Origin of the sequence: Barrientosiimonas humi, assembly GCF_006716095.1 — a bacterium.
GTDB classification, from domain to species: Bacteria; Actinomycetota; Actinomycetes; order Actinomycetales; family Dermatophilaceae; genus Barrientosiimonas; species Barrientosiimonas humi.
Map to the genome: position 1 here is coordinate 184,013 of NZ_VFOK01000001.1, position 25,364 is coordinate 209,376.

A 25,364-nucleotide genomic window follows, 5' to 3' on the forward strand; every position below is an offset into this window, starting at 1 on the left:
TGGGTCAGGCCGTCAGGAGCGCGGCGAGGGTGCCGCCCAGCTCGGTGAGGCGGTCGCGGTCGGCGTCGGCGACCGGCTTGCCGATGATCTCCACCGGCTCCGCGGCGAGCCGCCAGGACAGCCCGGTCGTGATCGACTCGACGGCGCGGCGTGCCCCCGTGGTGTCGGTACGTCCGTGGATCCAGAACGAGAACGGGCGCCCGTCGACGCGGCCGCGCACGTCGTCGTACGTGCTGTCGAAGGCGTGCTTCAGCGCACCGGACATGTAGCCGAAGTTGGCCGGGGTGCCGAGCAGCGTCGCGTCCGCGTCGAGGAAGTGCTCGACCCTGGCCTCGAGCGCCGGCACGACCTGCACGTCGACGCCCTCGATGTCGGGGTCGCGCGCCCCGATCAGGACCGACTGCAGGAGGTCGTCCAGGAGGGGTGTCGGCGAGTGGTGCAGGACGAGCAGCGTCGGCATCAGTCGTCGCCGAGCGCGTGGCGCATCGGCAGCAGCTTGGCCTCGGACTCGGCGAGCTCGGCGGCCGGGTCAGAACCCGACACGATCCCGCAACCGGCGAAAATGCGTACGGCCGAAGGGTTTTCGCGGTCGAGTGCGCCACAGCGCAGGGCGATCGCCCACTCGCCGTCGCCGCTGGCGTCCATCCAACCGACCGGCCCGGCGTAGCGTCCACGGTCCATCTCCTCGAGCTCGCCGATCACCCGCGCTGCGGCGGGGGTCGGCGTGCCGCAGACGGCGGCGGAGGGGTGCAGCGACTCGGCGAGGCGCAGCGACGACGACTCGTCGGTCAGCACCCCCGCGACGTCGGTGGCCAGGTGCATGACGTTGGGCAGGTGCAGCACGAACGGCGACTCGGGCACGTTGATCGAACGGCAGTGCGGCGCAAGGGCGTCCGCGACCGAGCGGACGGCGTACTCGTGCTCCTCGAGGTCCTTCGACGAGCGGGCGAGCTTGGCGGCCAGGGCCAGGTCGTGCTCGTCGTCGCGGGTGCGCCGGATGGTGCCGGCCAGCACGCGCGAGGTGACCAGGCCCTTCTCGCGGCGCACGAGCATCTCGGGGGAGGCGCCGACGAGGCCGTCGACGGCGAACGTCCAGGTGTTGGCGTAGCCGCCGGCGAGGCGGGTCAGCAGCCAGCGCAGGTCGACCGGCCCGTCGCACTCGGCGATGACGTCGCGCGCGAGCACGACCTTGTCGACGTCGCCACCCTGGATGCGGCTCACCGCCTTGGCGACGGCCGACTTCCACTGCTCGCGGTCCAGGGCGCCGGTGCGCAGCGTGGGCTTGGCCGGCGCCGCCGGGGCGGGGTGCGGCTCGACGGTCGGCTGCTGGGGGAGCGTCGCGCCGGTGCGGATCGTCGTGACCCAGCTGGTGCCGCCGCGCCGGCCGACCACGACCGACGGCACGACCAGCGTTGCGCCGTAAGCGGATTCGTCGGCGAACGAGAACGAGCCGAAGGCCACCGGGCCGGTGCCCGGCAGCTGCACGGCGTCGCGCACGACCGACTGGGCGCACACCTCGTGCCACCACCGGTCGGCCTGCGCGAAACGGTCGGGTCCGGAGGTGGTGACCGACGTGGCGCGACCCCACCCGACCAGCCCGTCACCGTCGCGCAGCCAGGTCACGAGATCGGTGGCGGCGACGTCGTCGGGCAGCAGCGCGACCAGGTCGTCCGGCCGCGGCAGCAGGGCGGTGCGCGCCACCAGGGCGGGCGCTGCGCTGGGCACCGGTTCGCTCGTCACGAGGGAACAGACTAAGGGGAGCGGCTCAGGGCGCCCGGTGGCCCTGCGCGAGGATGACCCCATGAACCGCGCCAGCCTCGACAAGCGTCCGCACGACGTCGCCCGGATGTTCGACGACGTCGCGGCGCGCTACGACCTGACCAACGACGTGCTCTCCCTGGGTCAGGACCGGCGCTGGCGGCGGTTGGTCCTCGACGCCGTCGACCCGCAGCCCGGCGACCGGGTCCTCGACATCGCCGCGGGCACCGGCACCAGCTCGGTGCCGTTCCGCGACCGCGGTGCCCGGGTCGTACCCGCCGACTTCTCGCTCGGCATGCTGCGCCAGGGCAAGAAGCAGCAGCCGACGCTCGCGTTCACCGCCGCCGACGCGATGCAGCTGCCGTTCGCCGACAACTCCTTCGACGCGGTGACGATGTCGTTCGGGCTGCGCAACGTCGTCGACCCCGAGGGCGCGCTGCGCGAGTTCCTGCGCGTCACCCGCCCGGGCGGCACGGTGGTGATCTGCGAGTTCTCGACGCCGACCAACCCGGCCTTCCGCAAGGTCTACTCCGAGTACCTCATGGCCGCCCTCCCGCGCATCGCGCGCCGCGTGGGCTCCAACGCCGAGTCGTACGTCTATCTCGCCGAGTCGATCAGCTCCTGGCCCGACCAGGCCGGCCTCGCCGACGTCCTGCGCGCCGCCGGCTGGACCACCCCGCAGTGGCGCGACCTCAGCGGCGGCATCGTCGCCCTCCACCGCGCTACCAAGCGCCCCTGACCCACAACCCCCGATATCGGCCGCAGCTGCGGGTTTCGGCGCCGCTGGGACGTCACAACCCCCGATGTCGGCCGCAGTTGCGGGTTGCGGCGCCGCTGGGACGTCACAACCCCCGATATCGGCCGCAGTTGCAGGTTGCGGAGCCGCTGAGACGTCACAACCTCCGGTATCGGGGGATCGGTGCTCAGTAGTCGCGGAAGTACCGGGCGAAATCCGGCCGAGGCGTCAGCTGCCCTCGCCACCCGCGGCTGCGCAGTGCGTCGTGAACACGGCGAACCGTGCGCGACGGCTGGCGGTAGACGTCCTCCTTGAGGAAGACCGTGCTGAGCCACCCGTCGGTCGCGACGACCTCCCTCCGCTGCAGGTCCTTGCCCCACTGCTCGTCACTCGCCCGATGGCCTGCGCCGTCGTACTCGGCCGCGAGCAGGTACTCGCGGTAGCCCAGGTCGAAGCGGAAGAGCAGGATGCCCGACTCGTCGCGCACCTCGAGCTGGACCGTCGGCTCGGGCAGCCCGCCGAACACCAGGATCAACCGCAGGCGAGATTCCGGCCGCGAGTCGACTCCGGCCCGCACGAGGGCGGCAGCCTCTCGAGCCTGCACCGCTCCGTCCCCGCGGAAGGTGCTGCACAGCTCGCGCAACGACTCGGGAGTCGCCCAGCCCATGCGTACGATCGAGTCGCCCAGCGTCACGAGGGCCACCAGGTCCAGGGTGTCGGCGAGCTCGAGGAACACCGTGGTCGGCGCAGACAGCGGCAGCCCGTCGCGGATCCAGACGGCGTCTTCGGCGCGACCCTCGCCATGCGACTGGCACTGGTGGGCGCGGACCCCTTGCCGGTTCGTCCGGTGCGGCGCCGCGCGGCACACGTGCACCTCCGGATGAGGGTCGACCCACAGCCCCAGCAGCTCCGCCGCGGTGTGGTGACTGATGTGGGCATCGTCGGGCAGGCACAGCAGCGCGGCGCGGCACCGCACTTTCAGGTCCACGGTGACGTCTGCTCCGATGAACACGCCGCGGTGCAGACGCCGAATATCGCGCGACCGCAGACGGCTCATCGGCATGCCGCCGGCTCTGGCGGTCGCCGTGGTGAACGGCTGTGAGGTGTCGAACGTGTCGCCCGTCATGCAAGCAGCGTGGGATCGAGGCCTGTGCCGGCCAACCTCCGCGTCCGCACCTGTGGAACACCCGCCGCGCCCGCGCGCGCATGTGGATGACGTAGATCGGCCGATATCGGGGGTTGTGACGTGCCGGGGCCTCGGGGGCCTGCACCTGCGGCCGATATCGGGGGTTGTGACGTGCCGGGGCCTCGGGGGCCTGCACCTGCGGCCGATATCGGGGGTTGTGACGTGCCGGGGCCTCGGGGGCCTGCACCTGCGGCCGATATCGGGGCTTACCGCCCGCCGTACGCCCTCCGCACCTCACGCAGGCCGGCAGGGTAAGGGTTTCCTTAGTAGGGCCGCAGGAGCTGGCGGTCCTAGACTCGTCGAGTTCGTGAAAGCAGTCACAAGCGCGAGGAAGTAGTCGTGCCAGAGGCCACCGGAGCCACCCCCGACCACCAGGCCGATGTCATCGTCGTCGGCGCAGGTCCGGGCGGCTCGGCCGCAGCGGCCTACCTGGCGATGGCAGGTCTGGACGTCCTGCTGCTGGAGAAGACCAGCTTCCCGCGCGAGAAGGTCTGCGGCGACGGTCTCACCCCGCGCGCGGTCAAGGAGCTGATCACCCTCGGCGTCCCGACGCCCGAGGACGACGGCTGGATCCGCAACAAGGGGCTGCGCATCATCGGCGGCGGCATGCGGCTGCAGCTGGACTGGCCCGACCTCACCAGCTTCCCGCCCTACGGCCTGGTGCGCACCCGGCAGGACTTCGACGACATCCTCGCCAAGCACGCCGTCAAGCACGGCGCCCGGCTGCGCGAGCGCACCAACGTCACCGGCGCGACCCGCGACGCCCAGGGGCGCATCACCGGCGTGACCGCCAAGGACGTCGACGAGAACGGCCGCGCCACCGGCACCACGAGCACGTTCTCGGCGCCGCTGGTCATCGCCGCCGACGGCAACTCCTCGCGGTTGTCGCTCGCGATGGGCCGCGAGAAGCGCGAGGACCGCCCGATGGGCGTGGCCGTGCGCACGTACTACACCAGCCCCCGGCACGACGACGACTACCTCGAGTCCTGGCTCGAGCTGTGGTCCAAGGACGACCAGGGCAAGGACGTCCTGCTGCCCGGTTACGGCTGGATCTTCGGTGTCGGCGACGGCACCTCCAACGTCGGCCTGGGCATCCTCAACACCTCCAGCGCGTTCGGCAAGACCGACTACAAGGAGGTCATGCGGCGCTGGGTCGCGACGATGCCGGACGAGTGGACCTACAACGACCAGACGATGGTCGGCACCATCCGCGGCGCGGCGCTGCCGATGGGCTTCAACCGCCAGCCGCACTACGCCGACGGCCTGCTGCTCGTCGGCGACTCCGGCGGCATGGTGAACCCGTTCAACGGCGAGGGCATCGCGTACGCCATGGAGTCGGGCCGGCTCGCCGCCGAGGTCGCGGCGCAGGCGTTCGCCCGCGGCGACGACGCCGGGCGCGAGCGCGTGCTGCTCGGCTACAACGGCGTGATGAAGGACGCCCTGGGCGGCTACTTCACGCTCGGCCGCGGCTTCGCCAAGGTCATCGGCAACCCTGACGTCATGCGCCTCGCGGTGAAGTACGGCCTGCCGCGCGAGACGATGATGCGTTACCTGCTCAAGGTGATGGCCAACCTGTCCGAGCCGCACGGCGGTTCGGCCGGGGACCGCCTGCTCAACGCGATGTCCCGGATCACCCCCGCGGCGTGAACCACCCGGTGTACACCGTGAATACGATGGACCAGCGCCACGCCCGCGGCGCACGGAAGGAGCCAGCAGCGTGAATGGGCTGACCAACTACTCCTACCTCCCGCTGCTGTTCTTCGCGGGGATCGGTGCGTTCTTCGCGGTCTTCTCGGTCGTCGCCGGGGCGCTCGCCGGCCCCAAGCGCTACAACCGCGCCAAGGTCGAGGCGTACGAGTGCGGCATCCAGCCGAGCCCCCACGCCGAGGGTGGCGGGCGCGTGCCGATCAAGTACTACCTGACGGCGATGCTGTTCATCATCTTCGACATCGAGAGCGTGTTCCTCTACCCGTTCGCGGTCGCGTTCGACCAGCTGGGGCTGTTCGCGCTGATCGAGATGGTGCTGTTCATCACGACCGTGTTCGTCGCCTACGCCTACGTCTGGCGGCGCGGCGGCCTGGAGTGGGACTAGTCCCCCCAGGGAGAAGGAGCGAGACATGGGTATCGAAGAGAAGCTTCCCGCCGGCTTCCTGCTGACGACGGTCGAGCAGGTCGCGGGCTACATGCGCAAGAGCTCGGTCTGGCCGGCGACGTTCGGCCTGGCCTGCTGCGCGATCGAGATGATGGCCGTCGGCACGCCGGACTACGACATCGCCCGGTTCGGGATGGAGCGCTTCAGCGCCACCCCGCGCCAGGCCGACCTGATGATCGTCGCCGGCCGGGTGAGCCAGAAGATGGCCCCGGTCGTGCGCCAGGTCTACGACCAGATGCCCGAGCCGAAGTGGGTCATCTCGATGGGCGTGTGCGCCAGCTCCGGCGGCATGTTCAACAACTACGCCATCGTGCAGGGCGTCGACCACGTCATCCCGGTCGACATCTATCTGCCCGGCTGCCCGCCGCGGCCGCAGATGCTGCTCAACGCGATCCTGGAGCTGCACAAGCACATCCAGAGCACGCCGCTCGGCGCGAACCGGGTCGAGGCGGCCCGCGCTGCCGAGGCCGCCGCGCTGAGCGCGACCCCGACCCACCAGATGAAGGGGCTGCTCGCGTGACCGACGACAACGGCGCCAAGCCCGACAAGAACCCGGCCGACCAGCCCGTCGACGCCAACGCCGGCAACAACACGGCCGACAAGCCCGCCGACAGCAACAACGCGGACAAGAGCAACGCCGACAAGCGCAACGCCGCCGACAAGACCGGCGACAAGCCCACGCTCGGCCCGCCGACCACCGGTCCGGTCACCGAGCCGCCGACCGACCCCAAGCCGCTCACCGAGGCCGCCCAGGAGGGCGCGGTGCTGCCGTCCGAGCAGCGCCAGCCCGAGCCGGTCGAGATCGCCCGCCGCAAGGGCATGTTCGGCTCCTCGCTCGGCAACGACACCAGCGGTTACGGCGGCCTCGAGCGGCCGATCATCTTCCCGGGGGCGACCCCGCGCCCGTACGGCGGCTGGTTCGACCAGCTCGCCGACGGCCTCGAGGCGGCGCTGCCCGCCGTCGGCACCGGCTTCGGCGACGCCGTCGAGCGGGTCGTCATCGACCACGGCGAGATGACGCTGTACGTCCGTCGCGAGCTGCTCGTGCCCGTCGCCCGCGCGCTGCGCGACGACCCGGCCCTGCGCTTCGAGATGTGCACCGGCGTCTCCGGCGTGCACTACCCGCAGGAGTCGCGTCGCGAGCTGCACGCGGTCTACCACTTCCTGTCGATCACCCACGGCAGCAAGCGGATCCGCGTCGAGGTGACCTGCCCCGACGACGACCCGCACATCCCCTCGATCGTGGAGGTCTACCCCTCGGCCGACTGGCACGAGCGCGAGACCTGGGACATGTTCGGCATCCAGTTCGACGGGCACCCGGCGCTGACCCGGATCCTCATGCCCGACGACTGGCCGGGCCACCCGCAGCGCAAGGACTACCCGCTCGGCGGCATCCCCGTGGAGTACAAGGGCGCCACCGTCCCGCCACCCGACCAGCGGAGGTCGTACAGCTGATGAGCACCACCCAGCACGAGCAGCCGAACGACGTCTACGGCGACGAGCAGGACGCCCCCGTCCTCAACGCCTTCGGCGGCGACTGGGACGACATCGCCGACGAGGCGTCCGCCCTCCACGAGGAGCGGATCGTCGTCAACATGGGCCCGCAGCACCCGTCGACCCACGGCGTGCTCCGGCTCATCCTCGAGCTCGACGGCGAGACCGTCACCGAGGCGCGCGCCGGCATCGGCTACCTGCACACCGGCATCGAGAAGAACATGGAGTTCCGCACCTGGGTGCAGGGCGTCACGTTCTGCACCCGGATGGACTACGTCATGCCGCTGTTCAACGAGGCGGCCTACTGCATGGCGGTCGAGAAGCTGCTCGACATCACCGACCAGGTGCCCGAGCGGGCGCAGACGATCCGGGTGCTCATGATGGAGCTCAACCGGATCACCTCCCACCTGGTGGCGCTGGCGACCGGCGGCATGGAGCTGGGCGCGACCACGGTCATGACGATCGGCTTCCGCGAGCGCGAGCGCATCCTGTCCATCTTCGAGATGGTCACCGGGCTGCGCATGAACAACGCCTACATCCGCCCCGGCGGCGTCGCCCAGGACCTCCCGCCCGGCACGATCGACAAGGTCCGCGAGACCATCCCGGAGCTGCGCCGCGGCATCGGCGAGCTGGAGTCGCTGCTGCTGGAGAACCCGATCCTCAAGGGCCGCACCGTCGACGTCGGCTACCTCGACCTCGCCGGGTGCATGGCGCTCGGCATGACAGGCCCGATCCTGCGCTCGACCGGCCTGCCGTACGACCTGCGCAAGGCCGACCCGTACTGCGGCTACGAGACGTACGACTTCGAGGTCGCCACCTGGGACACCTGCGACGCCTACGGCCGGCTGCGGGTGCGCGTCGAGGAGATGCACCAGTCGCTGCGCATCGTGGAGCAGGCGCTGGAGCGGCTCGAGGCGAACCCCGGCCCGGTCATGGTGGCCGACAAGAAGATCGCCTGGCCGGCCCAGCTGTCGGTCGGCAGCGACGGTCAGGGCAACAGCCTCGACCACATCCGCGAGATCATGGGTGAGTCGATGGAGTCGCTCATCCACCACTTCAAGCTGGTGACCGAGGGGTTCCGCGTCCCGCCGGGGCAGGCGTACGTCGGGATCGAGAGCCCCAAGGGCGAGATCGGGTGCCACGTGGTGTCCGACGGCGGCACGCGCCCCTACCGCGCGCACTTCCGCGATCCCAGCTTCAACAACCTGCAGGGCACGGCGGCGATGTCCGAGGGCGGCGCGGTCGCCGACGTCATCGTGGCCGTGGCCTCGATCGACCCCGTGATGGGTGGTGTCGACCGTTGAGCCACGACGGACTGCGCCAGGAAGGCCCGTGTCATGACTGATATCGACGCGCACAGCGACCCGCTGCACCAGCTGACGCCGCTGCAGGCCAGCGACGAGCCGTACGACGAGCAGACCCTGGCCGACCTGCGCGAGGACGCGGCCGAGGTCATCGCCCGCTACCCGCAGAAGCGGTCGGCGCTGCTGCCGCTGCTGCACCTGATCCAGAGCGTCGACGGCTTCGTCACCGGCCGCGGCGTGCGGTTCTGCGCCGAGCAGCTGGACCTGTCCGAGGCGGAGGTCTCGGGCGTCGCGACGTTCTACACCCAGTACAAGCGCCACCCCAACGGCGACTACACCGTCGGCGTGTGCACCAACACGCTGTGCGCGGTGATGGGCGGCGACCTCATCTGGGAGACGGTCTCGGAGCACCTCGGCGTCGAGCACGACGAGACGACCCCCGACGGCAAGATCACCCTCGAGCGCATCGAGTGCAACGCCGCGTGCGACTTCGCCCCGGTGGTCATGGCCAACTGGGAGTTCTTCGACAACCAGACCCCCGAGTCGACGGTGCGCCTGGTCGACGACCTGCGCGCCGGGCGCGACGTGCGTCCGACCCGCGGCCCCGGCAAGGTCTGCACCTTCAAGCAGGTCTCGCGGGTGCTCGCCGGCTTCCCCGACGGCCTCGCCGACGAGGGCGTGGGCGCCGGAGCCGCCTCGCTCGAAGGGTTGCGCCTGGCCAAGGAGGCCGGCGTCGACACCAGCTCCGACGCCAGCGCGGCCGAGGCGAGCCAGGGCGACACCGAGCGCTCGGTCGCCGCCGACGACGCCGCCACGCCCGCGACGCCGCCCGTCACCGGCTCCACCGACACCCCCGCCAACGCTCCGGACGCCGACCCGCAGCCGCAGTCGCACACGCCCGCGAAGGAGGACGAGCAGTCATGAGCAGTGCCGCCGAGAAGCTCACTCCGATCCTCACCAAGTTCTGGGACGACCCGCAGTCCTGGACCCTCGCGACGTACGAACGCCACGAGGGCTACCAGGCGCTGAGCAAGGCCCTGGCCATGACGCCCGAGGACCTCGTGCAGATGTCCAAGGACTCCGGCCTCCGCGGTCGCGGCGGCGCCGGCTTCCCGACCGGCATGAAGTGGGGCTTCCTGCCGCCGCCGGACGGCGGGCCGCGCTACCTCGTGGTCAACGCCGACGAGTCCGAGCCGGGCACCTGCAAGGACATCCCGCTGATGATGGCGGCGCCGCAGTTCCTCATCGAGGGCGTGGCGATCACCTCCTACGCCATCGGCTGCAACCACGCCTTCATCTACGTGCGCGGCGAGGTCGCCCACGTCTACCGCCGCCTGCTGCGCGCGGTCGAGGAGGCGTACGCCGCCGGTCACCTCGGCACGAACATCCACGGCAGCGGCTTCGACCTGGACATCACCGTCCACGCCGGCGCCGGCGCCTACATCTGCGGCGAGGAGACCGCGCTGCTGGACAGCCTCGAGGGCCGTCGCGGCCAGCCGCGCCTGAAGCCGCCGTTCCCCGCGGTGGCCGGCCTGTACGCCCGCCCCACCGTGGTCAACAACGTGGAGAGCATCGCGTCGATCCCGCCGATCGTGCTGCACGGCGCCGACTGGTTCGGCGGCATGGGCACCGAGAAGTCCAAGGGCTTCGGCATCTTCAGCCTGTCCGGCCACGTCGAGCGCCCGGGGCAGTACGAAGCCCCGCTCGGCATCACGCTGCGCGAGCTGGTGGACCTGGCCGGCGGCATCCGCAAGGGCCACCGGCTGAAGTTCTGGACGCCGGGCGGCAGCTCGACGCCGATCTTCACCGACGAGCACTGGGACGTGCCGCTGGACTTCGAGTCGGTCGCCGCGGCCGGGTCGATGCTCGGCACCCGCGCGCTGCAGATCTTCGACGAGACGGTGTCGGTCGTGCGCGCGGTGTCGCGCTGGATCGACTTCTACGCCCACGAGTCCTGCGGCAAGTGCACCCCGTGCCGCGAGGGCACCTTCTGGCTCAAGCAGATCCTGACCCGCCTCGAGCACGGCCAGGGCACCCAGGACGACATCGACAAGCTCGTCGACGTCTGTGACAACATCCTCGGTCGCAGCTTCTGCGCGCTGGGCGACGGCGCGACCTCGCCCGTCACCTCGGCCGTGCAGTACTTCCGCGACGAGTTCGAGGCCGGTATGACCACGCCCTGGTGGGAGCTGTTCCCGCCGGAGCGCTCGGTGCTGTTCCCGACGGCCGCACCGGCGAAGGAGAACGTCAGCGCATGACCACCACCGCCCCCGCCCCCAAGGAGCAGGCGACCGACCTCGTGACCCTCACGGTCGACGGGGTCGCCGTCAGCGTGCCCAAGGGCACCCTGGTCATCCGGGCCGCCGAGCAGATCGGCATCCAGATCCCGCGGTTCTGCGACCACCCGCTGCTCGACCCGATCGGCGCGTGCCGGCAGTGCCTCGTCGAGGTGTCGACCAAGGCCCCCGACGGCGCGATGAAGCCGATGCCCAAGCCGCAGGCCTCGTGCACCCTCGAGGTCAGCGAGGGCATGGAGGTCAAGACCCAGCAGTCCTCGCCGGTGGCCGACAAGGCCCAGCAGGGCGTCATGGAGCTGCTGCTGGTCAACCACCCGCTCGACTGCCCGGTGTGCGACAAGGGCGGCGAGTGCCCCCTGCAGAACCAGGCGATGAGCAACGGCCGGCCCCGCACCCGGTTCGAGGACATCAAGCGCACCTTCCCCAAGCCGATCAGCATCTCCAGCCAGGTGCTGCTCGACCGCGAGCGCTGCGTGCTGTGCGCGCGGTGCACCCGCTTCTCCGACCAGATCGCCGGTGACCCGTTCATCGCGCTCATCGAGCGCGGTGCGCTGCAGCAGGTCGGCATCTACGAGGAGAAGCCGTTCGAGTCCTACTTCTCCGGCAACACGATCCAGATCTGCCCGGTCGGCGCGCTGACCAGCGCGGCGTACCGGTTCCGCTCCCGCCCGTTCGACCTGATGTCGACCCCGAGCGTGTGCGAGCACTGCGCCAGCGGTTGCTCGCTGCGCGTCGACCACCGCCGCGGCGTGGTGCTGCGTCGCATGGCGCTGGAGAACCCCGAGGTCAACGAGGAGTGGAACTGCGACAAGGGCCGCTGGGCGTTCACCTACGCCACGGCCCGCAACCGCCTCGAGACGCCGCTGGTGCGTGACGCGTCGGGTGCGCTGCAGGTCGCGGCGTGGCCCGAGGCGATCGCGGCGGCCGCGGCCGGCCTGCAGATCGCGCGCGACGCCGGTGGCGTCGGCGTGCTGCCCGGTGGCCGGGTCAGCGCCGAGGACGCCTACGCCTACAGCAAGTTCGCGCGCATGGTGCTCGGCACCAACGACATCGACCTGCGGGCGCGCCCGCACTCGGCCGAGGAGGCGGCGTTCCTCGCGCACGCCGTCGTCGGCACCGGCCCCGACACCGGCGCGGTGACCTACACCGACGTCGAGCACGCCCCGTCGGTGCTGCTCGTCGGGCTGGAGCCCGAGGAGGAGTCGCCGATCCTGTTCCTGCGGCTGCGTCGCGCGTTCCGCAAGAACAAGACCAAGGTCGTCTCGCTCGCGCCGTACGCCACCCGCGGCCTGGAGAAGGTCGGCGGCACCCTGGTGCCGACGGCCCCCGGCACCGAGGCCGAGGTGCTCGACGCCCTCGCCTCGGGCGCGGCCGACCTCGGTGACGACGTGGCCGCGACCGTGCAGGACCTCGGCGCCGACTCGCTGATCCTCGTGGGGGAGCGGCTGGCCACGGTGGCCGGCGGCTTCTCGGCGGTGCTCGAGCTCGCCAAGGCCAAGGGCGCCCGCGTCGCGTGGGTCCCGCGCCGCGCCGGTGAGCGCGGCGGCGTCGAGGTCGGCGCGCTGCCCAACCTGCTGCCCGGCGGCCGGCTGGTCACCGACGCGGCCGCGCGCGACCAGGTCGCGACGATCTGGGGCGCCACCGACCTGCCCGACACCGAGGGCCGCGACCTGACCGCCATCCTCGAGGCCGCCGCCTCGGGGCAGCTGGCCGGTCTCGTCGTCGGCGGGGTCGACCCCGACGACCTGCCCGACCCGCAGCTCGCGCGCCGCGCGCTGGAGAAGGCGTTCGTCGTCTCCCTGGAGATCCGCGAGGAGGCCGCGGCGTCGTACGCCGACGTCGTGCTCCCCGTCGCGCCGCACCAGGAGAAGGCCGGCACGTTCTTCGACTGGGAGGGCCGCCCGCGCCCGTTCGAGCAGTCGCTGGAGTCGGTCGCGATGGCCGACTTCCGGGTGCTCGACCTGCTCGCGGCCGAGCTGGGGGAGTTCCTCGGCACCCGTTCGCTGGACCAGACCCGCGCCGAGCTCGACGAGCTGGGCACGATCGGCAGCACCGGCGCCCCGGCGCCGCGCGTGCGCCGCGGGGGAGTGCCGCGGCCGCTCGTCGGCGAGGCCGTCCTCGCGACGTGGAGCCAGCTGCTCGACCTCGGCCTGATGCAGCAGAACGAGCCGTTCCTCGCCGGCACCGCCCACCGGCCGGTCGTGCGCCTCTCGGCGGCCACCGCCCAGGGCGTCGGCGTGGTCGAGGGCCAGCCGCTGAACGTGTCGACCAAGCGCGGCACCATCACCCTGCCCGCCCGCATCACGGCGATGCCCGACCACGTCGTCTGGCTGCCCACCAACTCGCCCGGCTCGACCGTGCGGGCGACCCTCGGTGCGGTCGGCGGCGACCTCGTGCGGCTCACCCCGGGTGAGGCGCTCCCGCAGCAGACCACCAAGGACGGTGTCGCATGAGCCTGCTCGCCACGGCCGCGCAGGCGGTCCCCGCCGCCGTCACCGACAACCCGTCGGCCGACTTCAGCGACACCCCCTGGTGGCTGTCGCTGGTCAAGGCGGTGCTGCTGTTCGTCTACCTGCTGCTCAGCACGCTGCTGGTCATCTGGTTCGAGCGGCGCGTCATCGGCCGCATGCAGCAGCGCCCCGGCCCCAACCGCACCGGCAAGTTCGGTCTGCTGCAGACCCTGGCCGACGGTGTGAAGCTGGCGCTGAAGGAAGACGTCGTCCCGCGCAACGCCGACAAGATCATGTTCTGGCTGGCGCCCGCGCTCGCCGGCGCGATGGCGTTCGTGTCGTTCGCGATCATCCCGCTCAGCAACGGCGTGTGGATGTTCGGTCACTTCACCCCGCTGCAGCTCACCGACACCCCGATCGCGGCGCTGCTGGTGCTCGCGGTCGCCGGTGTGGGTGCCTACGGCATCGTCCTCGCGGGCTGGAGCTCCGGCTCGACCTACCCGCTGCTCGGTGGACTGCGCTCGAGCGCCCAGGTGATCTCGTACGAGATCGCGATGGGTCTCGCGCTCGTGGCGGTCTTCCTCTACGCCGGCTCGATGTCGACCAGCCAGATCGTGACGGCGCAGAAGGGGCTGTGGTTCATCATCCCGGCCTTCTTCTCCTTCGTCGTCTACGTCATCACGATGGTCGGCGAGACCAACCGGCTCCCGTTCGACCTGGCCGAGGGCGAGGGCGAGCTCACCGGTGGCTTCCACACCGAGTACTCCTCGCTGAAGTTCGCGATGTTCTTCCTCGGCGAGTACGTCAACATGTTCACCGTCTCGGCCCTGGCCACCACGCTGTTCCTCGGCGGCTGGCAGGCGCCCCCCGGCATCGCCGCCATCGGTGACGGCATGTTCAACGGCGGCTGGTGGGGCCTGTTCTGGTTCACCGCCAAGCTGTGGGCCTTCGTGTTCCTGTTCGTGTGGCTGCGCGGTTCGCTGCCGCGCGTGCGCTACGACCAGTTCATGAAGCTGGGCTGGAAGGTGCTCATCCCGACCACCCTGGTGTGGGTCGTCATGGTGGCCTTCATCCGCGCCTCCGAGCTGGGCTTCCTCGGCGAGGGCCGGGTCAGCCTGCTGGGCCGGGAGTACTCCCGCGCCACGCTGTTCGTGATCGCCTGCATCGCGCTGCTGGTGCTCGCCGCCGCCTGGATGTGGGACAGCCGCCAGGCGCGCAAGAAGGCTGAGCGCGAGGCCGACCGGCCCGCCGAGGAGGTCGACCCCTTCGCCGGCGGGCACCCCGTACCCCCGCTGCCGGGGCAGCGACTCGTCGAGCCCGCCCCGGCGCTGGCCGCCGCCCGTCCGCAGCGGGCCACCGACGACCACCCGACGGAGGAGATCCGTGGCTGACAACGCCAAGAGCAACGACGACGCGGGCATGCTCGCGAAGGTCGCCGGCTTCGGCGTGACCTTCTCGACCATGTTCCGCAAGGTCAAGACCGAGCAGTACCCCGAGGAGAAGCGGCCGACCCAGCTGCGCTACCACGGCCGTCACCAGCTGAACCGGCACCCGGACGGGCTGGAGAAGTGCGTCGGCTGCGAGCTGTGCGCCTGGGCCTGCCCGGCCGACGCGATCCTGGTCGAGGGCGCCGACAACGACGACGCCACCGGGCAGCGGTTCTCGCCCGGCGAGCGCTACGGCCGCGTCTACCAGATCAACTACCTGCGCTGCATCTTCTGCGGGCTGTGCATCGAGGCGTGCCCGACGCGCGCGCTGACGATGACCAACGAGTACGAGCTCGCCGACGACAACCGCGCCGACCTGATCTTCACCAAGGAGCAGCTCCTCGCCCCGCTGCAGGCGGGCATGCTGCCGGCGCCGCACCCGATGGTCGCCGGCATGGAGGAGCGCGACTACTACCAGGGCAAGGTCACCGGCGCCACGCAGCAGCAGGAGGAGTGGGTGCGCACGCACGAGCACGACGAGCAGCCCGACGGCGCGCAGCGGGAGACCGCGCAGCCGCAGGGCGCGCGACCGGACGGCTCGCAGCCGGTGGGCGGCGCGTCCACCGGCGCCACCCGGGCCGGTGCCGACGGGGCCGCCCGATGATGGCGCTCGGTGGCGGCGAGGCCGCGCTCTTCTGGATCGCCGGCCCGCTGAGCGTGTTCGGCGCGCTGACCCTGCTGTTCGCCCGCAAGGCCGTCCACGCCGCGATGGGCATGGCGCTGACGATGGTGCTGATGGGCGTGTTCTACATCGCCCAGCAGGCCGAGTTCCTCGGCGTCATCCAGATCTTCGTCTACTCCGGCGCCGTGATGATGCTGTTCCTGTTCGTCATCATGCTCGTCGGCGTCGACTCCTCCGACTCCCTCGTCGAGACGATCAAGGGCCAGCGCGTCGCCGGCCTGCTGCTCGCCGGGGCGCTCGCGGCCATGTCGCTCGCGCTGATCGCGCGCACCCAGTTCCGGCCGATCAACGCCTCGGTCGACCCCAACGCCGACGGCAACGTCAGCGGCGTCTCCAAGCTGATCTTCGGCCCGTACGTCTGGGCGTTCGAGGCGACCAGCGCGCTGCTGATCACCGCCGCGCTCGGCGCCATGGTGCTCGCGCACCGCGAGCGACTGCGCCCGAAGCCGACCCAGGCCGACTGGGCCCGCCGCCGGGTCCAGTCCGGCGAGAACGTCGCCGGTCTGCCCGCGCCCGGTGTGTACGCCCGGCACAACGCGGTCGACACCCCGGCCCTGCTGCCCGACGGGCAGCCCTCGGAGCTGTCGATCTCGCGCGTGCTGCGCGCCCGCGGCCAGGTGGCCCCGACCGGCGGCTACCTCGAGGCCACCGAGGACGCCGACCGCGAGACCGGTCAGCCCGACCCCGACTCCGACGGGACGCAGACCGCGGTCGCCGACACCACCCCGGGAGGTGCCCGATGAACGTGACCAACTACATCTACCTCTCGGCGATTCTGTTCGCCATCGGCGCCGCCACGGTGCTGCTGCGCCGTAACGCGATCATCGTGTTCATGGGCGTCGAGCTGATGCTCAACGCCGCGAACCTGGCGTTCGTCACCTTCGCCCGGATGCACAGCGAGCTCGATGGTCAGGTCATCGCCCTGTTCGTCATGGTCGTCGCTGCCGCCGAGGTCGTGGTCGGCCTGGCCATCATCATGGCGATCTTCCGTGCCCGCCGGTCGGCCTCGGTCGACGACGCCAACCTGCTGAAGCTGTAAGGAGCCGGTGTGACCCTCATGACCCCCACGGGCCTGGTGGCCTCCGGCGCCACCGAACAGGCTGCCGCGGCCACCGGTGCCGCGTCGGTCGCCTGGCTCCTCGTCGCGCTGCCGCTCGCCGGCGCCGCGCTGCTGCTGCTCGGCGGCCGCGCCTTGGACAAGGTCGGCCCGCTCGTCGCCACCGCCCTGTCCTGGGGCAGCTTCGTCGTCGGCGCGCTGATCGTGCTGCAGATGATGGGCCGCGACCCCGAGGCCCGCGCCCAGCACCTGGCGCTGTACGACTGGATCCCGGCCGGCGCGTTCAACCTCAAGGCCGGTCTGCAGATCGACCAGCTGTCGATGGTCTTCGTGCTGCTCATCACGTTCGTGGGCTCGCTGATCCACGTCTACTCGCTGGGCTACATGGAGCACGACCCGGCCAAGCGGCGCTTCTTCGCCTACCTCAACCTGTTCGTCGCGGCGATGCTGCTGCTCGTGCTGGCCGACAGCTACCTGCTGCTGTTCGTCGGCTGGGAGGGCGTGGGTCTCGCGTCCTACCTGCTGATCGGGTTCTGGAACTACAACCCGGCGTACGCCACCGCGGCCAACAAGGCGTTCATCGTCAACCGCGTCGGCGACATCGGCATGCTGCTGGCGATCTTCACGATGTTCGCCACCATCGGCCGCGTCGACTTCGTGGGCGTCAACCAGGCCGTCGGCTCGATGAGCCAGGGCGCGCTGCTCGCGATCGGGCTCTTCCTGCTGCTCGCCGCCTGCGGCAAGTCCGCCCAGTTCCCGCTGCAGAGCTGGCTGGGCGACGCGATGGCCGGCCCGACCCCCGTGTCGGCGCTGATCCACGCCGCGACCATGGTGACCGCCGGCGTCTACCTCATCGTGCGCAGCGGGGCGATCTTCGACGCCTCGCCCGACGCGCGCCTCGCGGTCACCATCGTCGGTGCGATCACGCTGCTCTACGGGGCGATCGTCGGCTGCGCCAAGGACGACATGAAGAAGGCGCTCGCCGCCTCGACCATGTCGCAGATCGGCTACATGATGCTGGCCGCGGGCCTCGGCCCGGTCGGCTACGCCTTCGCGATCTTCCACCTGCTGACGCACGGCTTCTTCAAGGCCGGGATGTTCCTCGGCGCCGGCTCGGTCATGCACGGCATGAACGACCAGGTCGACATGCGCCGGTTCGGTGGGCTCAGCGCCGTCATGAAGATCACCTGGGTGACCTTCGGCCTGGGCTACCTCGCGATCATCGGCTTCCCGTTCCTGTCCGGCTACTGGTCCAAGGACAAGATCATCGAGTCCGCCTTCATCGGCGAGGGCTGGCGGCCGTGGGTCTTCGGCGGCGTGGCGATGCTCGGTGCGGGGATCACCGCGTTCTACATGTCGCGGATGTTCTTCATGATCTTCCAGGGCAAGCGCCGCTGGCTGGAGGAGTTCAACGGCAAGCCGGTGCATCCGCACGAGTCCCCGGCGACCATGACCATCCCGATGATGGTGCTGGCGGTCGGCTCGGCCCTGCTGGGCCTCGCGCTCGGCCCGACCGGGATCATCACCGACTGGCTCGAGCCGGTCGTCGGCGGCCACGGCGAGGAGCACCCGGTGCTGCCCGTCCCGGTCATCACCGGCGGCACCCTGCTGGTCGTCGCGCTCGGTGCCGGCCTGGCCTACCTGCGCTACTGGCGCGACGAGGTCCCGGTCACGCCACCGGTCGGGTCGGTCGCGACCCGGGCCGCGCGCAAGGACCTCTACCAGGACGACATCAACGAGGCGGTCTTCGCCCGTCCTGGTCTGCACCTGACCCGCTCGCTGGTCTACTTCGACAGCAAGGGGATCGACGGTGCCGCGGGCGGTCTGGCCGCGATGGTGGGCGGTAGCTCGTCCCGGTTGAAGAAGGTCCAGAACGGCTTCGTGCGGACCTATGCCCTGACGATGCTGCTCGGTGTCGTCGCGATCCTCGGTGCCGTCTGGGTGGTGCAGTGATGTCTAGCTCGTTCCCCTGGCTCACCGTCCTCGGGGTCGTCCCGCTGGTCGGTGCGCTCCTGATCCTGGTGCTGCCGCGTCGCTCGGCCGCGCTCGCGCGCCCGATCGCGCTCGCGACCTCGCTGGTCGCGCTGCTCGTCGGCGTCGGCGCCGCCACCCAGTTCGACTGGGGCGGCGGCGAGGGTCAGTTCCAGCTGACCGAGACCCACGCGTGGATCCCGCAGTTCGGCGTCTCGTACGCCCTCGGCGTCGACGGCATCGCGCTCGCCCTGATCCTGATGAGCCTGATCCTCGTCCCCATCTGCCTGCTGGCGGCCTGGGACGACGTGGCGCCCGACGACGGGCGCCGGCTGCAGACGTACATGGCGCTCATGCTGGTCCTGGAGACCTTCATGATCGGGGTCTTCGCCGCGCGGGACGTCTTCCTGTTCTACGTCTTCTTCGAGGCCATGCTCATCCCGGTCTACTTCCTGATCGGGATGTTCGGCGGGGCGCGCCGGCAGTACGCCGCCGTGAAGTTCCTGCTGTTCTCCCTGGCCGGCGGGCTGATCATGCTCGTCGCCGTCATCGGGCTCTACCTGCAGGGCCCGCGCGGTGGCGACGGCTTCCTGGTCGAGAGCCTGACCGGGCTCGACCTCGGCACCGGCGTGGAGCGGTGGCTGTTCCTCGGGTTCTTCATCGCCTTCGCGGTGAAGGCGCCGATGTGGCCGGTGCACACCTGGCTGCCCGACGCCGCGTCGGCCTCGCGCCCGGCGACCGCGACCCTGCTGGTCGGCGTGCTCGACAAGGTCGGCACCTACGGCATGATCCGGTTCTGCCTGCAGCTGTTCCCCGAGGCGTCGCAGTGGGCGACCCCCGTGGTCATCACGCTCGCGGTGATCTCGATCATCTACGGCGCGATCGTGGCCATCGGCCAGGACGACATGATGCGCCTGATCGCCTACACCTCGGTGAGCCACTTCGGCTTCATCGTGCTCGGCATCTTCGCGCTGACGACGACCGCCGGCATCGGCTCGAACCTGTACATGATCAACCACGGGTTCACCACCGCCGCGCTGTTCCTGTTCGCCGGGATGCTCATCAAGCGCCGCGGCAGCAGCCGGATCAGCGACTTCGGCGGCTGGCAGCGGGTCACCCCGGTGCTCGCCGGCGTCTTCTTCGTCGCGGGTCTGTCGGGTCTGGCGCTGCCGGGTCTGAACTCCTTCGTCTCCGAGTTCCTCGTGATGGTGGGCACGTTCGGCAAGTACAAGGTCGCGACGATCATCGCCGTGGTCGGCGTCGTGCTCGCGGCGCTGTACATCCTGCTGATGTACCAGCGGGTGATGACCGGGCCGAAGCCCGACGACCCGGAGATCGACGGGCGGCCCGTGCGCGACCTGAACGTGCGCGAGAAGCTCGTCGCCGCCCCGCTCATCGCCCTGTTCCTGATCCTGGGCTTCTTCCCGAAGCCCGCGCTCGACCTGCTGCGGCCCGCCGTCACCACGACGCTGCAGCACGTCGGAGTCACCGACCCGGCACCCACGCAGGGTGTCGCTGAGGGGAGCAACCCGTGATCGCCGCGCCCATCGGCGTGCCCGCCGCAGAGTTCCAGCCGAGCGACTTCGCCTATTCGGCGCTGCTGCCGATCTTCATCGTGTTCGGCGCCGCGCTGGTCGGGGTGCTGATCGATGCGTTCGCGCCGCGCGCCAGCCGCTACGTCGCTCAGGTGACGCTCACCTGCGTCGCGCTGGTCGCCGCGTTCGTCGCGGTGGTCACGATCTCCCGCGACAACCTGTCCAAGACCGCCTCGGGCGCGATCGTGATCGACGGCCCGAGCCTGTTCCTGCAGGGTGCGGTGCTGGCGCTCGGCTTCACCGCCGTGCTCGCGATGGCCGAGCGGCTCGACCGCGACCAGCCCGACACGTTCACCCAGGCCGGAGCGGCCACGCCGGGCTCGCCGCAGGAGACCGCGGCCGTGCGGCTCGGCGCCACCAGCACCGAGGTCTTCCCGCTGACGCTGTTCTCCATCGCGGGCATGATGATGTTCGTCGCCGCCGGTGACCTGCTGGTCATGTTCGTGGCGCTCGAGGTCCTCTCCCTCCCGCTGTACATCCTCGCCGGGCTCGCGCGGCGCCGTCGCCTGCTGTCGCAGGAGGCGTCGCTGAAGTACTTCCTGCTCGGGGCGTTCTCCTCGGCGTTCTTCCTCTTCGGTGCGGCGCTGATCTACGGCTACTCCGGCTCGGTGCACCTGAACGAGATCGCCGCGTCGCTGAACCAGGTCGTCGGGCAGGACCCGCTGCTGATCACCGGGCTGGTGCTGGTGCTGGTCGGCCTGCTGTTCAAGATCGGCGCGGTGCCGTTCCACTCCTGGACGCCCGACGTCTACCAGGGCTCGCCCACCCCGGTCACCGGGTTCATGGCGGCCTGCACCAAGCTCGCGGCCTTCGGCGCACTGCTGCGCGTGCTGTACGTCGGGTTCGACGGGCTGGCCTGGAACTGGAAGCCGATCATCGCCGTCGTCGCGGTGCTGACGATGGTCGTGGGCGCCGTGCTGTCGGTGACGCAGACCGACGTCAAGCGGCTGCTGGCGTACAGCTCGATCACGCACGCCGGGTTCATCCTGGTCGGGCTGATCGCGCTCGACCGCGCCGGCCTGTCCGGGGTGATGTTCTACCTCGTCGCCTACGGCTTCAGCACCATCGCGGCGTTCGCGCTGATCGCGCTGGTGCGCAGCCAGGGCAGCGAGGCGACGCACCTGTCGCAGTGGGCCGGTCTCGGCCGGCGCAGCCCGCTCGTGGCGGCGCTGTTCAGCTTCCTGCTGCTGGCCTTCGCCGGCATCCCGCTCACGGCCGGGTTCACCGCCAAGTTCGCGGTGTTCGGCGCCGCGATCGGTGGCGGGGCCACCTGGCTCGCGGTCGTCGGCGTGGTCGCCTCGGCGGTCACGGCGTTCGTCTACGTCAAGGTGATCGTGCTGATGTACTTCTCCGAGCCGACCGGTGACACCGCCGCCGTCGTGCCGTCGGCGCTGGGCGCCGTGTCGGTCGCCATCGGCGTGCTCGCCACGGTCGTGCTCGGCGTCGCGCCGTCGCCGCTGCTCGACCTCGCGCACTCCTCGTCGTTGTTCATCCGGTGACGCAGGCACCCGCCGCCCTGTCCGGCCTCCCCGGCGCCTCGCCCGAGCTCGCGGCTCGGCTGCTCGAGGGCCTCGGCCGGGTCGACGCCCGGCTGCGCGAGGTCGTCGACCACGACGACCCGTTCGTCGCGCAGGCCTCGCAGCACCTGGTCGACGCCGGGGGCAAGCGCTTCCGGCCGATGCTGACGCTGCTGGCCGCCGAGATCGGGGGAGGCGTCTCGCCCGAGGTGGTCGACGCCGCCACCGGCGTCGAGCTGACCCACCTGGCCTCGCTCTACCACGACGACGTCATGGACGAGGCCACGCTGCGGCGCGGCGTCGCCAGCGCCAACGCGGTCTACGACAACTCCACCGCGATCCTCGTCGGCGACCTGCTGTTCGGGCGGGCCTCGGAGATCATCGCCGGGCTCGGCGCCGAGGCGGTGCGCATCCAGGCGCAGACGTTCGTGCGGCTGTGCGCCGGTCAGATCCAGGACGACCGGCAGGCGCCCGGCGACACCGAGCCGATGGCGTACTACCTGCAGGTGCTGGCCGACAAGACCGGTGTGCTGATCGCGACGGCCGCGCGCTACGGCGCGATCTTCTCCGGCTGCACCGACGAGCAGGTCGAGACGCTGCGCGCGTACGGCGAGCTCATCGGCATCGTCTTCCAGCTGTCCGACGACATCCTCGACGTCACCAGCGAGGCCGACGACTCCGGCAAGACCCCCGGCACCGACCTGCGCGAGGGCGTCGCCACCCTGCCCGTGCTGTACGCCCGCGCCGACGAGTCGCCCGCCAACGCCCGGCTGCGCGAGCTGCTGGCCGAGCCGCTCACCGACGACACGCTGCACGCCGAGGCGCTGGAGCTGCTGCGCGCCCACCCGGCGATCGAGCAGGCCCGCGCGCACACGCTGCGGCTGGCCGACCAGGCCGCTGACCTGGCCCGCCGGCTTCCCGCCGGCGACGCCCGCGACGCGCTCGAGGCGCTGCCGCTGTCGGTGGCGCAGCGCTCGGCCTGAGCGGGCGGGCTTCCTCCGTCGACGTCCCCGCCCTGCCTCCGTTCCCTGGCATGAAACCGGGTTAGGTGCGTTTGACCCCCATCGATCGAGGTCAAACGCACGTAACCCGGTTTCATGCGGAGGGGGTGGCGGATCCGCTGCCGGCCGGGCGAGCCCCGTCCCGCAACGGGGCGAGCGCGCACGAGCCCGGCGATGACGTACGCCCTCGCCCACGCACGAGCGCCCGGCACCGTGGTGGTCCCGGGCGCTCGCGTCGTACGTCGTGGTCGAGCGGTACGTCCTCGCGACCTGGTCAGTCCTGCTCGGCCGGGTCGTTGATCCGGCGGCCGGCGACCGCCGCGCCACCGACGACCGCGGCGCCCACGGCTGCGGCGGCCACCGAGGTGGCGGCGTTGCTGCCCTGGCGGGAGACGCCGGTCTCGACGGGCGGGCCCGTGGGGCCGGTCGGCTGGGTGCCCGTGGCCGTCGGCGAGGGCGCCTGCGTGCCGGTCGCGGTCGGCGACGGCGAGGGCTCGCCCGGCTCGTCGGTCGGCTTCTCGACGTAGAGCTGGATGACCGACGGGCGCGGCTGGCCGGTGCCGTCGTAGGGGAACAGCGAGGCCGGGTTGGCCGGGGTGCGGCCCTCGATCTCGCCCGGGTGCTGCACCGAGCAGAGCACCGTGATGTCGTCGACGATGAGCGGCCCGGCCGACTCGGCGCCGTGCGGCACGGTGTGGAACTGCTGCAGGTGACCGGCCTTGTCACCGGCCAGCGGCATCATGAAGAACGCGTCGGCGTTGCCGAGGTCGTTGCCGTCGGTCGAGATCCACAGGTTGCCCTTGCCGTCGAACGCGACGTTGTCGGGGCAGGAGATCGGGCTGACCTGCGACTTGTCGTAGCCGTCGAAGTAGGTCGTCGGGTCCTTCGGGTCGCCACAGATCAGCACGAGCTTCCAGACGAAGTCGGTCTTGGTGTGGTCGTTGCCGGGCGCGGTGATCTCGAGGATCTGGCCGTGCTTGTTGTTCGCCCGCGGGTTGGCCTCGTCGATCTGGCTCGGGACGCGCTTGCTGTTGTTGGTGAGCGCGGCGTACACCCGGGTGTTGACCGGGTTGACCTCGACGTCCTCGGGGCGGTCCATCTTGGTCGGGCCGACCTTGTCGGCGGCGATGCGGGTGTGGACCAGCACCTCCTCGACGCTCATGCCGGGCACCTTCGACTTGCCGCCGACGACCAGCGGCAGCCACTCGCCGGTGCCGTCGCTCACGCCGTCGTCGGCGCCGTCGCCGGTGAACTTCGCGACGTAGAGGTCGCCGTCCTCGAGCAGCTTCTTGTTGTGCTGGCGCGAGCCGGCGACGTACTTCTTGCGCGAGACGAACTTGTACATGTAGTCGAAGCGCTCGTCGTCACCCATGACCGCGACGACGCGGCCGTCGGGGGCCACGGTCACGTTGGCGCCCTCGTGCTTGAAGCGGCCGAGGCCGGTGAGCTTCTTGGGGGTGGAGGTGGGGTCGAGCGGGTCGACCTCGACGATGTAGCCGAACCGGTTGGGCTCGTTCGGCTCCTGCGCGGTGTCGAAGCGCGGGTCGACCTTGTCCCAGCCGCGGCCCTCGCCGTCGATGCCGTAGCGGGCGTACGACTCCTCCTGGCCGGCCGGGGCCGACTCGGCCTTGAAGTAGCCGTTGAAGTTCTCCTCGCCCGACAGGATCGTGCCCCACGGCGTCATGCCGCCGGCGCAGTTGGCGATCGTGCCGAGGACGGTGCGGGCCTTCGGGTCGGCCTTGGTCGCGAGCAGCTTGCTGCCGCGCAGCGGGCCGACGACCTCGAACGGCGTGGAGGCGGTGATGCGGCGGTTCTTGCCGGCGCCCATGTGCGCGGTCCACTCGGCGCCCTTGCGGCTGACCTCCACGATCGACAGGCCGTGGGCCATCATGACGACCTTCAGCTGCTCGACGCTCAGCTCGGACGCCTCGAACATCAGCTCGTCGTTGGTGTACTCGTTGTTGACCACGAGGACGCCCGCGTCGTCACCGGTCTTGACCAGGCCGACGTAGTCGCAGTTGTAACCGAACTGCTTCTCCTGCGCGGCGGCCGTCTGGTTGTCGAAGTCGAACTCCGGCGCGCCCTTGACGATCGGGTCGCCCCACTTGACCAGCGGCTTCCACACGAAGCCCTCGGGGGTGACGACCTTGTCGGTCTCGAACGGCACGGGGGCGGTGCCGGTGAAGTCGTAGACGAAGCGGCTGCGGGTGGCCGGCGCGGCGGGAGCGGCGGCCGGTGCGGCGGCGGCGCGCTGCCCGCCGGCGAAGGTGGTGAGGCCGGCGATGGCGGCCACGGCGCCGGACGCCTGCAGCACGCGGCGGCGGCTGGCGCCACGGGCGACGATGTCGCCGAAGTAGTCGTTGTCGGAGGTGTTCGGCACCGGCTTGGAGCAGGCGTCGTCACACTTGTACTTGCAGGTCATGGGGCTTCGGCCACCTGCGTGCGACGGGCGCAGGAGCGGCAGGAACGTGCGGGTGGGGGCAGTCACGTGAACGGAGTCCTTCGTCGTCCTTGATGGGGTCCCCAGGACGCTAGAGCGACAGGGCGCCCGGTGTCTCGGGTTAGAGGGAAGCCTGGGGGAAGGGTTGGTGACATCGAGGAGAACGAGCCTGCGACGTGGGGGGCGAGCGAGCCTCGGGCGAGCCGACGTGCGGGTGGCAAGCCGGCGTACGGGTGG

Annotated in this window: 21 protein-coding genes; 17 read left to right on the forward strand and 4 right to left on the reverse strand. The window is 71.0% G+C overall.

The window, feature by feature from the left end; translation table 11 throughout:
• Positions 1 to 4: 4 nt before the first annotated feature.
• A complete protein-coding gene (locus FB554_RS00860; protein WP_142004210.1) occupies positions 5 to 460 on the reverse strand; it encodes a flavodoxin family protein in 456 nt (151 codons plus the stop codon).
• Positions 460 to 1,740: an isochorismate synthase gene (locus tag FB554_RS00865; protein WP_236022205.1), complete on the reverse strand. Its 1,281-nt coding sequence runs from the start codon at positions 1,738 to 1,740 to the stop codon at positions 460 to 462. The genes FB554_RS00860 and FB554_RS00865 overlap by 1 nt, the downstream gene beginning before the upstream one ends.
• Positions 1,741 to 1,801: 61 nt before the next feature.
• Here FB554_RS00865 and FB554_RS00870 point away from each other — a divergent pair, with 61 nt between their 5' ends.
• Entirely contained in the window at positions 1,802 to 2,497 is a 696-nt protein-coding gene (locus FB554_RS00870; RefSeq protein ID WP_142004212.1) for a demethylmenaquinone methyltransferase, read from the forward strand.
• A 184-nt stretch (positions 2,498 to 2,681) separates the two neighbouring features.
• On the opposite strand, the gene FB554_RS00875 is transcribed toward FB554_RS00870, so the two are convergent.
• Positions 2,682 to 3,620, reverse strand: a complete 939-nt coding sequence (locus FB554_RS00875) for a hypothetical protein (RefSeq protein WP_142004213.1) — start codon at positions 3,618 to 3,620, stop codon at positions 2,682 to 2,684.
• Between the two features lie 399 nt (positions 3,621 to 4,019).
• Between FB554_RS00875 and FB554_RS00880 the strand changes: the two genes are divergently transcribed.
• From FB554_RS00880 to FB554_RS00955, 16 genes are all read left to right on the forward strand, one after another.
• The gene (locus tag FB554_RS00880; protein WP_142004214.1) at positions 4,020 to 5,327 is read left to right on the forward strand and encodes a geranylgeranyl reductase family protein; all 1,308 of its coding nucleotides are present in this window, start codon (positions 4,020 to 4,022) and stop codon (positions 5,325 to 5,327) included.
• A gap of 70 nt (positions 5,328 to 5,397) precedes the next feature.
• A complete protein-coding gene (locus tag FB554_RS00885) occupies positions 5,398 to 5,772 on the forward strand; it encodes an NADH-quinone oxidoreductase subunit A (protein ID WP_433997035.1) in 375 nt (124 codons plus the stop codon).
• A 25-nt stretch (positions 5,773 to 5,797) separates the two neighbouring features.
• Positions 5,798 to 6,352, forward strand: a complete 555-nt coding sequence (locus FB554_RS00890; RefSeq protein WP_142004215.1) for a NuoB/complex I 20 kDa subunit family protein — start codon at positions 5,798 to 5,800, stop codon at positions 6,350 to 6,352.
• 242 nt (positions 6,353 to 6,594) lie between these two features.
• Positions 6,595 to 7,287: an NADH-quinone oxidoreductase subunit C gene (locus tag FB554_RS00895; RefSeq protein ID WP_142007347.1), complete on the forward strand. Its 693-nt coding sequence runs from the start codon at positions 6,595 to 6,597 to the stop codon at positions 7,285 to 7,287.
• Positions 7,287 to 8,630, forward strand: coding sequence for an NADH-quinone oxidoreductase subunit D (locus FB554_RS00900; RefSeq protein WP_142004216.1), 1,344 nt, complete (start codon positions 7,287 to 7,289; stop codon positions 8,628 to 8,630). The genes FB554_RS00895 and FB554_RS00900 overlap by 1 nt, the downstream gene beginning before the upstream one ends.
• A gap of 33 nt (positions 8,631 to 8,663) precedes the next feature.
• Positions 8,664 to 9,554: an NADH-quinone oxidoreductase subunit NuoE gene (gene nuoE, locus FB554_RS00905; RefSeq protein ID WP_142004217.1), complete on the forward strand. Its 891-nt coding sequence runs from the start codon at positions 8,664 to 8,666 to the stop codon at positions 9,552 to 9,554.
• Positions 9,551 to 10,888 (forward strand): NADH-quinone oxidoreductase subunit NuoF, encoded by a 1,338-nt coding sequence (gene nuoF, locus FB554_RS00910; protein ID WP_142004218.1) that lies wholly within the window; start codon positions 9,551 to 9,553, stop codon positions 10,886 to 10,888. Before nuoE ends, nuoF begins: the two co-directional genes overlap by 4 nt.
• A complete protein-coding gene (locus tag FB554_RS00915; RefSeq protein ID WP_142004219.1) occupies positions 10,885 to 13,380 on the forward strand; it encodes an NADH-quinone oxidoreductase subunit G in 2,496 nt (831 codons plus the stop codon). Before nuoF ends, FB554_RS00915 begins: the two co-directional genes overlap by 4 nt.
• Entirely contained in the window at positions 13,377 to 14,768 is a 1,392-nt protein-coding gene (nuoH, locus tag FB554_RS00920) for an NADH-quinone oxidoreductase subunit NuoH (RefSeq protein ID WP_142004220.1), read from the forward strand. Before FB554_RS00915 ends, nuoH begins: the two co-directional genes overlap by 4 nt.
• Positions 14,769 to 14,796: 28 nt before the next feature.
• A complete protein-coding gene (nuoI, locus tag FB554_RS00925; protein ID WP_142007348.1) occupies positions 14,797 to 15,468 on the forward strand; it encodes an NADH-quinone oxidoreductase subunit NuoI in 672 nt (223 codons plus the stop codon).
• The gene (locus tag FB554_RS00930) at positions 15,465 to 16,289 is read left to right on the forward strand and encodes an NADH-quinone oxidoreductase subunit J (RefSeq protein WP_142004221.1); all 825 of its coding nucleotides are present in this window, start codon (positions 15,465 to 15,467) and stop codon (positions 16,287 to 16,289) included. Before nuoI ends, FB554_RS00930 begins: the two co-directional genes overlap by 4 nt.
• Positions 16,286 to 16,585: an NADH-quinone oxidoreductase subunit NuoK gene (gene nuoK / locus FB554_RS00935; RefSeq protein ID WP_142004222.1), complete on the forward strand. Its 300-nt coding sequence runs from the start codon at positions 16,286 to 16,288 to the stop codon at positions 16,583 to 16,585. The genes FB554_RS00930 and nuoK overlap by 4 nt, the downstream gene beginning before the upstream one ends.
• Before the next feature lie 18 nt (positions 16,586 to 16,603).
• A complete protein-coding gene (nuoL, locus tag FB554_RS00940) occupies positions 16,604 to 18,556 on the forward strand; it encodes an NADH-quinone oxidoreductase subunit L (protein WP_142007349.1) in 1,953 nt (650 codons plus the stop codon).
• Entirely contained in the window at positions 18,556 to 20,109 is a 1,554-nt protein-coding gene (locus FB554_RS00945; RefSeq protein WP_142004223.1) for an NADH-quinone oxidoreductase subunit M, read from the forward strand. Before nuoL ends, FB554_RS00945 begins: the two co-directional genes overlap by 1 nt.
• Positions 20,106 to 21,668, forward strand: a complete 1,563-nt coding sequence (nuoN, locus tag FB554_RS00950) for an NADH-quinone oxidoreductase subunit NuoN (protein ID WP_142004224.1) — start codon at positions 20,106 to 20,108, stop codon at positions 21,666 to 21,668. Before FB554_RS00945 ends, nuoN begins: the two co-directional genes overlap by 4 nt.
• On the forward strand, positions 21,665 to 22,669 hold the full coding sequence (locus FB554_RS00955; RefSeq protein WP_142004225.1) for a polyprenyl synthetase family protein: 1,005 nt from the start codon (positions 21,665 to 21,667) through the stop codon (positions 22,667 to 22,669). Before nuoN ends, FB554_RS00955 begins: the two co-directional genes overlap by 4 nt.
• A gap of 292 nt (positions 22,670 to 22,961) precedes the next feature.
• Here FB554_RS00955 and FB554_RS00960 read toward each other — a convergent pair whose 3' ends face one another.
• Positions 22,962 to 25,175: a PhoX family protein gene (locus FB554_RS00960; protein ID WP_338070544.1), complete on the reverse strand. Its 2,214-nt coding sequence runs from the start codon at positions 25,173 to 25,175 to the stop codon at positions 22,962 to 22,964.
• Positions 25,176 to 25,364: the final 189 nt, after the last annotated feature.